Annotated in this window: 8 protein-coding genes; 3 read left to right on the plus strand and 5 right to left on the minus strand. The window is 64.0% G+C overall.

The genetic code is table 11. The features are described 5' to 3' along the window. On the plus strand, window positions 1-666 hold a 666-nt coding region (locus EN750_RS09350; protein ID WP_145967520.1), incomplete at its 5' end, for an ATP-binding protein. A gap of 270 nt (window positions 667-936) precedes the next feature. Then, complete coding sequence (locus EN750_RS09355; RefSeq protein ID WP_127318999.1) at window positions 937-1476, plus strand: J domain-containing protein; 540 nt, start codon at window positions 937-939, stop codon at window positions 1474-1476. A 59-nt stretch (window positions 1477-1535) separates the two neighbouring features. On the opposite strand, the gene EN750_RS09360 is transcribed toward EN750_RS09355, so the two are convergent. Beyond that, window positions 1536-3704 (minus strand): malate synthase G, encoded by a 2169-nt coding sequence (locus EN750_RS09360; RefSeq protein ID WP_127396243.1) that lies wholly within the window; start codon window positions 3702-3704, stop codon window positions 1536-1538. A gap of 232 nt (window positions 3705-3936) precedes the next feature. Here EN750_RS09360 and EN750_RS09365 point away from each other — a divergent pair, with 232 nt between their 5' ends. Continuing rightward, the gene (locus tag EN750_RS09365) at window positions 3937-4356 is read left to right on the plus strand and encodes a hypothetical protein (RefSeq protein WP_127396244.1); all 420 of its coding nucleotides are present in this window, start codon (window positions 3937-3939) and stop codon (window positions 4354-4356) included. Between the two features lie 54 nt (window positions 4357-4410). On the opposite strand, the gene EN750_RS09370 is transcribed toward EN750_RS09365, so the two are convergent. The 4 genes from EN750_RS09370 to EN750_RS09385 form a co-directional block, all read right to left on the minus strand. Continuing rightward, the gene (locus EN750_RS09370; RefSeq protein WP_127396245.1) at window positions 4411-6453 is read right to left on the minus strand and encodes a hydantoinase/oxoprolinase family protein; all 2043 of its coding nucleotides are present in this window, start codon (window positions 6451-6453) and stop codon (window positions 4411-4413) included. Window positions 6454-6700: 247 nt separating this feature from the next. Then, window positions 6701-7327 (minus strand): CDGSH iron-sulfur domain-containing protein, encoded by a 627-nt coding sequence (locus EN750_RS09375; protein ID WP_127396246.1) that lies wholly within the window; start codon window positions 7325-7327, stop codon window positions 6701-6703. A 114-nt stretch (window positions 7328-7441) separates the two neighbouring features. Next, a complete protein-coding gene (locus tag EN750_RS09380) occupies window positions 7442-7813 on the minus strand; it encodes a hypothetical protein (RefSeq protein ID WP_027040247.1) in 372 nt (123 codons plus the stop codon). Window positions 7814-7938: 125 nt separating this feature from the next. Then, entirely contained in the window at window positions 7939-8295 is a 357-nt protein-coding gene (locus EN750_RS09385; RefSeq protein ID WP_127396247.1) for a hypothetical protein, read from the minus strand. Between the last annotated feature and the right edge of the window lie 143 nt (window positions 8296-8438).

The raw sequence follows: 8438 nt of genomic DNA on the forward strand, positions 1-8438 counted from the left end.
AACCCATCAAGCGTCTGCGGCGTGCTTTTCCTCGACGAGTTTCCCGAGTTCACGCCGCAGACGCTTGATGCGTTGCGCCAGCCGTTGGAGACCGGCGACTGCATGATCGCGCGGGCCAACCATCGCGTCACCTATCCGGCGCGCATCCAGCTGGTGGCGGCGATGAACCCGTGCCGCTGCGGCATGGCCGGCGAGCCGGGCTATCGCTGCCTGCGCGGCGAGCGTTGCCGTACCGACTATCAGGCGCGCATTTCGGGTCCGCTGCTCGACCGCATCGATCTCAGGATCGAAGTGCCGGCGGTCTCGGCCAGCGACCTGATCCGGCCCGACCGGGCGGAGAAAAGCGCCGATGTGGCGCTGCGCGTGGCACGCGCACGCACCATCCAGCGCGAGCGCTTCGAGCGGCTCGGCGCCACCCGCGCCACCACCAACGCGCATTGCGCGCCCTCGGTCATCGAAGAGATCGCCATGCCGGACGCCGCCGGCCTGTCGCTGCTCAAGGACGCCAGCGAAAAGCTCGCCTTTTCGGCGCGGGCCTATCATCGCGTGCTGAAGGTGGCGCGAACGCTCGCTGATCTCGACGCAAGCGAAACCGTCGGCCGAATCCATCTGGCCGAAGCGATCTCCTACCGCATGAGCTCGGAGCGGATGGCGCAGGCGGCGTAGGTCCGCCGACAAGCCGGCCTCGCCACATTGCATTCCGCGATCACGCCATAACCCGGCCTCCGCGAATCGATCATCTCCACGATGCGGCGGACCTGATTGTCCGCTTGGCCGGCGTCCTTACCACCCAACGGCCCCCACCGACCGGACGCCGGCCATTTTCTTCCTCTTCCAGAAAGCGTGGATGTCATCGGCGTCGGACCAAGGTCCTGGCCCCCGCATTGACATTCCTTATTTAGACAATGCGAATATGGTGTGGTCGGGGAGCGAGCTATGTTCATTGATTATTACGAAGTTTTGGAAGTCAGCCCGAACGCCAATTCGGAAACGCTGGAGCGCATATTTCGCTATTTTGCGATGCGCTATCATCCAGACAATCGCGAAACCGGCGATGAAGCCCGTTTCAGTGAAATCGTGGAAGCCCACAATACGCTCAAGGATCCGGTCAAACGCGCACAATACGACATCGCGTACAGGGACCATGCCGGCCTTCGCCGTGAATTGACCGAGGAAGCTAGCAACACCAAAGGCATCGAGCGTGACGTCGTGATCCAGGCCAGGCTGCTGTCGCTGCTTTACGCGAAGCGCCGGCACGACGTCGGCAATCCCGGGATCGGAGATGTGGAGCTCGAACGTCTGTCAGACTGTCCGCGAGAGCATCTCGAGTTTCATCTCTGGTATCTGAAAGCGAAGGGCTGGATAGCAAGAGTGGAAAACGGGACGATTGCGATTACGGTGGAAGGCGTCGATCGGGTCAACTCCGAACACCGTCGCGATCCCACCATCCGGCTCCTGGACCATACAGCTCCCTGACGCCTCACCCCGGAGAAAGCAGGCCGAAAACCCGCCGCCCATACACGACACTGGCCTATTCAGCTCTGCTGCGCCTTCAGTTCCAGCCGCCGCGCGTGCAGCACCGGCTCGGTGTAACCGTTGGGCTGGACGCGGCCCTTGAAGACCAGGTCGCAGGCGGCGAGGAAGGCTATCGACTTGTCAAAGTCAGCCGCCATCGGCTGGTAAAGCGGGTCGCCCGCGTTCTGGCGGTCGACGATGTCAGCCATGCGCTTCATCGTCGCCATCACCTGGTCCTCGCTGCACACGCTGTGGTGTAGCCAGTTGGCGATGTGCTGTGAGGAAATACGCAGCGTGGCGCGGTCTTCCATGAGGCCGACATCGTTGATGTCAGGCACTTTCGAGCAGCCGACGCCCTGGTCGATCCAGCGGACGACATAGCCAAGAATGCCCTGCGCGTTGTTGTCGAGTTCCTTCTGGACGTCTTCGGGCGACCAGTTCGGCCGCACGGCGACGGGCACCGACAGGATGTCGTCGAGATTCGCCTTGGGCCGGTTCTTCAGCGCCGCCTGCACGGCGTGGACATCGACCTTGTGATAGTGCGTGGCATGCAGCGTCGCCGCCGTCGGCGACGGCACCCAGGCGGTGTTGGCGCCGGCCCTGGGGTGGGCGATCTTCTGTTCCAGCATCGCCGCCATCAGATCGGGCATCGCCCACATGCCCTTGCCGATCTGGGCGTGGCCGGCCAAGCCGCATTCCAGCCCGATGTCGACATTCCACGCCTCGTAGGCGGAAATCCAGGCGGCCTGCTTCATGTCGCCCTTGCGGATCATCGGGCCGGCTTCCATCGAGGTGTGGATCTCGTCGCCGGTGCGGTCGAGGAAGCCGGTGTTGATGAACACGACGCGCTCTTTTGCGGCGCGGATCGCCTCCTTGAGGTTGACGGTGGTGCGCCGCTCCTCGTCCATGATGCCCATCTTGATGGTACTTCTGGCCATGCCGAGCAGTGCTTCGACGCGGTCGAATATCTCGACGGCGAAAGCGACTTCGTCGGGCCCATGCATCTTGGGTTTCACGACATACATCGAGCCCGCGCGGGAATTGGCGCGGCGGCCGTTTGGCCCTACATCGTGCAGCGCGATCAGCGCCGTCATCGCCGCATCCAAGATGCCTTCCGGAATCTCGTTGCCGTCGCGGTCAAGGATCGCCGGGTTGGTCATCAGGTGGCCGACATTCCTGACCAGCATCAGCGAGCGGCCGGGCACGGTCAGCGTGCCGCCGGCGGGCGTCGTGTAGGAGCGGTCAGGATTGAGCTTGCGGACAAAGCTCTTGCCGCCCTTGGTGATCTCTTCCGCCAAATCGCCCTTCATCAGGCCGATCCAGTTGCGGTAGACGACGACCTTGTCTGGCGCATCCACCGCGGCGACCGAATCCTCGCAGTCCTGGATGGTGGTCAGCGCCGATTCCAGGATGACATCGGCGATCCCCGCCGGATCGGTGCGGCCGATCTGGTTGTTGCGGTCGATGACGATCTCGATGTGCAGGCCGTTGCGCACCAGCAGCACCGCATCGGGATTGGCGGCATCGCCGCGATAGCCGACGAATTGCCTGGGGTCGGCCAGCGTCGTCGAGCCGGCGCCGGCGCTCAGCCGCAAGGCACCTTGCGCCAGCGACAGACCATTGACGCCGGCCCATTTGCCTAGGGTGAGCGGGGCAGCCTCGTCGAGAAAGGTCTTCGTCCAGGCAACGACCTTGGCGCCACGCGCCGGATTGAAGCCCTTGCCCTTTTCGGCGCCATCCGTTTCGGGGATGGCATCGGTGCCGTAGAGCGCGTCGTAGAGCGAACCCCAGCGCGCATTGGCGGCGTTGAGCGCATAGCGCGCATTCATCACCGGCACGACCAGCTGCGGTCCGGCAACATCAGCGATTTCCGGGTCGACATTGTCGGTCGAGACACTGAAGGCCGCGCCTTCCGAAACGAGATAGCCAATCTCTTTCAGGAAGCCCTTGTAGGCCTCCATGTCGACCGGTGCGCCATGCTCGCGATACCAGCCGTCTATCTGTTCCTGGATGGCGTCACGCTTTGCCAGCAGCGCCCGGTTCTTCGGCGCCAAATCATGGACGATGGCCGAAAAACCGTTCCAGAAGGCGTCCGCTTCGATCCCCGTGCCCGGCAGCGCTTCCCTGGCCACGAACTCATGCAGCTCGCGGGCAATCCGCAATCCGGCGATCTCGATGCGGTCGGTCATCAGGCTGCTCCAGATGAAAGGCTTTGCGGGCCTTTGGCATGTCAGGTTTGCCGGGTCAATTCAGCTTAGGGTGAAGGTGGCGTATTTGCATCGCTTCGTCCTCCAGAGAGGAGCGCCATCGCAGGGCACAACTTGCCATGTCCAATCGCATATCGCGTCAATTTTCTCATTCCAGTAAACCCGGCTTTATACATTGCCTGTCAAATAAAGCAGGCACCTTTGGAGTATGCCGATGTTGAGATTTGCCTGGCTTACTTTTGTTTCACTCGCTCTTGCATTCGCTGGCGTTGCTCCTGCCGCCGCTGCCGATATCGAGTTCATTGGCACATGGCAGCAGGTTTACTCAACCGGCGGCCAATGTGCCGATTGCAGAGTCGTTATCCGCAGCGATCCCGGCCTGCAGGTCGATGCGAGCAATGGGTGGACCGCCGATCTAAAGGAGAAAACGATCAATGGGGAACAGGCCTTGATCGGAAACGGCAATTGGCCGGGTTCGGCATCAGCGGCGGCTAAGGCCAGAGCCTTGTCGGCAGCGTTCAAGATTCATCAAAATCGGCTGCTTTTGGTCATGCAAATCATCGACCCGAACGGCAGTCGAATACGGGTACACGCAGTATTCGAGCGACTTACTGTGCCCAAATCTTCCATCTGACGGCTGCCATGCGCATGTGTTCAAATGCGCCGACAGGTTTTCACAAAGGCTGCATCACACCGCAATGCGCGGCCTTCCCGAGGCCACGGCCACGACATGCGCCTCGATGAACATGCGCTGGGCTTCGACGGTCGAGACCCGGAATTCGGTGGCGACGTCGATCTCGGCGCTGTCGGTGCCGGCATCCCTGGCGCGCTCCGCGACGATGGCGCGGACATCGGCCTCGGCCGCCGCGATCGCTGCCGCCTCGTCGAGGAAATCGCGTATGGTCTCGCCCGAGGCGAGACGAAACAGCCCTTCTGTGGGCTGGCTGACCCGCGCCTCGGCCGAAACCCTGACCTGGCCAACGACGGCGCCGAGCGCATTGGCGACATCGGTATCCCTGGGCACCACGCAGTCATTGCCGATCAGCGGCGGCAGCCCGGCATAGTGCAGCGGCGCCGAGGCGCCGAGGCCGATGACGGGGCGGTCGAGCGCAACGCTCAGGCGGGCAATGCCGGGATGCGCGTCGACCGCGCGCTGCACCAGGGCGTGCGCCACCGTCGACGCGCCATCGAGCCCGTCCTCGGCAAAGGCGGTTTCGAGGATATATTCGGCCGACCAGCGCGTCAGCGTCACCAGCACCCGTTCCGAAATCGCATCCGGCGAAGCGGCGATGTTCTGGCCACGGCCGTCACGCTTGCGGGCGAACAGTTCGGCGCCGAGGCGCGCGGCGATGGGATCCCAGTTCGCCTGCTTGCCCAGCACGTGGGCAGCGTCCGACGGGGTGAAGCCGGCGACATGCACCAGCCCGCGCGACACCAGCCGGTTCAGCGTCGCGTTCTGCGCGTTCGAGGTCAAAAGCCTGTCGACGGCGAGCGGCACGGCACCAATCAGCTCGTAGAGCTTGGCTTCGGCGCCGGTCAGGCCGGCGGCGAGCCGATCCGGCACGCCGGTGCGCACCGCGAAGCGGCCGTCCATGCGGCCGGGATTGGGCGCCCGCAACTGGCGCTCGAGTTCCGATGTGACGGCGCTGCCATGCGCCATGCCGGCCAGCGCCAGCGGCACCAGGCGGCGCGGCCCGAGCAGGATCTTCGGGTTGAGCGCGCCATCTTCCAGCGCCACTTCGGAATCGCCGCCGAGGCCGAAGGTGCGCATGGCGACGGCCTCGACCATGGTGCGGAAGCCGCCGACGGTGGCGCCTTCCGGATCGAGCCTGGGGCGGCCGCCGTCGAGCACGGCGACATCAGTGGTGGTGCCGCCGATGTCGGACACCACAGCATTGTCGAGCCCGGTCATGTGGCGGGCGCCGACCAGGCTGGCGGCCGGGCCGGACAGGATGGTCTCGATCGGCCGCTGGCGGGCAAAGGCGGCCGAAACCAGCGCGCCATCGCCGCGCACCACCATCAGCGGTGCCGCGATGCTGCGTTCTCCAAGAAAACCTTCGGTTGCCGCCACCAGCCGGTCGATCATCGAGATCAGCCTGGCGTTGAGCAAAGTGGTCAGCGCCCGGCGCGGGCCGCCGAGCTTGGCCGACAGCTCGTGGCTCGATGTGACCGGCAGGCCCGTCTTTTCGCGGATCAACTCGCGGGCGGCGATCTCATGCGCCGGGTTGCGGGTGGCAAAATAGGCGCAGACGGCAAAGCCGGACACCGAGGCGCCGAGTTCCGGCAGCATCGCTTCCAGCCCAGACAGGTCGAGCCTGGCGGCATTGCCGTGCACATCGTGACCGCCCGGACAAAAAACCACCGGATCGGTGCCGAGCGCGGCCTTCAGCCCGTCGCGGGCGAGGTCGCCCTCGGAAAAGCCGATCATCACCAGCGCGACGCGGCCGCCCTGCCCCTCAACCAGCGCATTGGTGGCAAGCGTCGTCGACATCGACACCAGCTTGATATCAGCCGGATCGGTTCCGGCTTTCTGCAGCACCGCATCGACGGCGCCGGAAATGCCGACGGCAAGATCATGCCTTGTGGTCAGCGCCTTGGCCTTGGCCAGCACCTTGCCCTTGTTCGGCCCCTCTTGCGGGCCTTCCGTTTCAGACCACAACACGGCATCGGTATAGGTGCCGCCGGTGTCGATCCCGAGGAACAGCGGCTTTGGCTTGGTCTTGGCGGTCATTTTTGGCGGCGGTCCGGGTGGCAATTTATTTGTCCCTGCCCTTAGCCGATACGGAGCGGGCGATAAAGCCGCGAGCGCTGGGCCACGGGTAATCTCCCCCTCGAGGGGAGATGTCGCCAAAGGCGACAGAGGGGGTCGGCACGACTGGATGCGACTTCATACGAGGCGAAAGAGGAAGCCAGCGCTCTACGCGAGACGACCCCCTCTGGCCTGCCGGCCATCTCCCCCTCAAGGAGGGAGATCGCAGCTACCCCACAAACCCCACCTTCTTGTGCGTCCCATCGCAGAACGGTTTGTTGGCGGAATGGCCGCAGCGGCAGAGGAAGGCGCGTTGCGTACGGTCGACCGTATGGCCGGTTCCGGTGACGATCTCGAGATTGCCCTCAAGCTTGAGCGGGCCATTGGTGGTCGGCGTCACTTTCAGCGGACCATTCCTCGTTTCGAGCGCCGGCGTGTCCTTCAGCGGCGGCTCGCCGGTGGCGGCAAAACCGGACTTGTTGTGGCTGCCGTCGCAAAACGGCTTGCTTTCCGAAGCGCCGCAGCGGCAGAGCGTGGCACGATAAGAAGTCTCGCCGTCGAGCACGATCTCGGCGTGTACCGCCAGCGGGCCGTTTTCCCGCAGCCGCACCGTGTTGACCACCGGTGATTGCTCCTGCGGCCCGCCATCCTTCCTGACATAGGTGATGGCGCCCGACGGGCAGCTTTCGGCGATGGCGACGATCTTCTCAACGCTGGCCGCCTCGGGATGGATCCATTGGCCCGGCGCGTTGGGCACGAAGACATGCGGATCGCCGAGCACGCAGTTGCGCGAATGGATACAGCGCCTGCCGGAAAACCCGACGTCGATCTTGTCGCTTTCGACCATGCCGGCCATAGCTGGGCTCCTTTTGCCTGAAGCACGTCGCGTCTGAACAGTTCGAGGCGGCGCGCGCTGGGTATTTGCACAGGCTATGGCTCCGGCCCGAAGACCGTCAAGCTGGCAAACCGGTCAGGGGACCAGTTCGATCTCCTCGGTCTCGCCGCCGCTACAGGTGTAGCAGCAATCCTCGCATTTTTCCGTGTTACCGGGACCGACGCCCCAATAGGTGCCCTCGTCGCCATCGACCCAGGCGCCGTAGCAGATCGATTCGCCCGCGTTGCAGGATATCGGCAGCTGCTTGGTCTCGCCGTCGTCGAGGAAATAGTCCTTGTCCTCGCCGGGCCAGACATAGTCGCGATCCTGGCTGTAGAGCTCGACGCGCATGGCGTTCGGGTGGCTGTTCTTGATGGCGAAGGTGACATCGTCGGCTTGCGCCGCCGACGCAACCAGCATGACGAAGGACAGCGCGGCCAGCATGCGGCGCGCATAGGCATGAAACATGATAACCCCCCGAATAAGCGGCCCACCCGGCCGCGGGGCAACCATTGCATGCAGCGCTGAATCGCGGAAGTGGACCGGACGAAGCGATCCCTGACTTAATTTGGGTCCAACGACACTTCCGCGCTTTACGGCACCAGATCGATCGTCTCGGTCGAGTGTTCCACGCAGATGAAGCAGCAGGTGTCGCAGGGCTGGTCATTGTCCGGCCCGACGCCGGCCGAGAGGCTGTCGTTGCCGTCGGCCCAGGCGCCATAGCAGATTTGTTCGCCCTGATTGCAGGACAGCGGCACGGATTTCTGCGACTCGGGTTCGATCAGGAACACCTTGTCATTGCCCGGCCAGACCGTCTCACGGTCGCGGCTGAACAGCTCGACCGCGACAGATTCCTTGCGCAGGTTCTTCACGAAGAAAGCCATGTCGGCGGCCTGCGCCGAGGCGGTGAAGACCAGCGCCGTAAGTGCAACCATACGAAACAGCGTCACGGCCTGGATCTCCCGAATCATCGCGGCAGAATCGCATGCCTGCCCGTAACTAGGAAGGCGCGGAACCCTGCGTTGCGATGTCATGCCCCAGCCGCACCGTTTCATGCACCAGAAGGTCGAGATCTTCGCGCCGTGTGCGATGA

Source organism: Mesorhizobium sp. M7A.F.Ca.ET.027.03.2.1 (assembly GCF_003999175.1).
GTDB lineage: Bacteria > Pseudomonadota > Alphaproteobacteria > Rhizobiales > Rhizobiaceae > Mesorhizobium.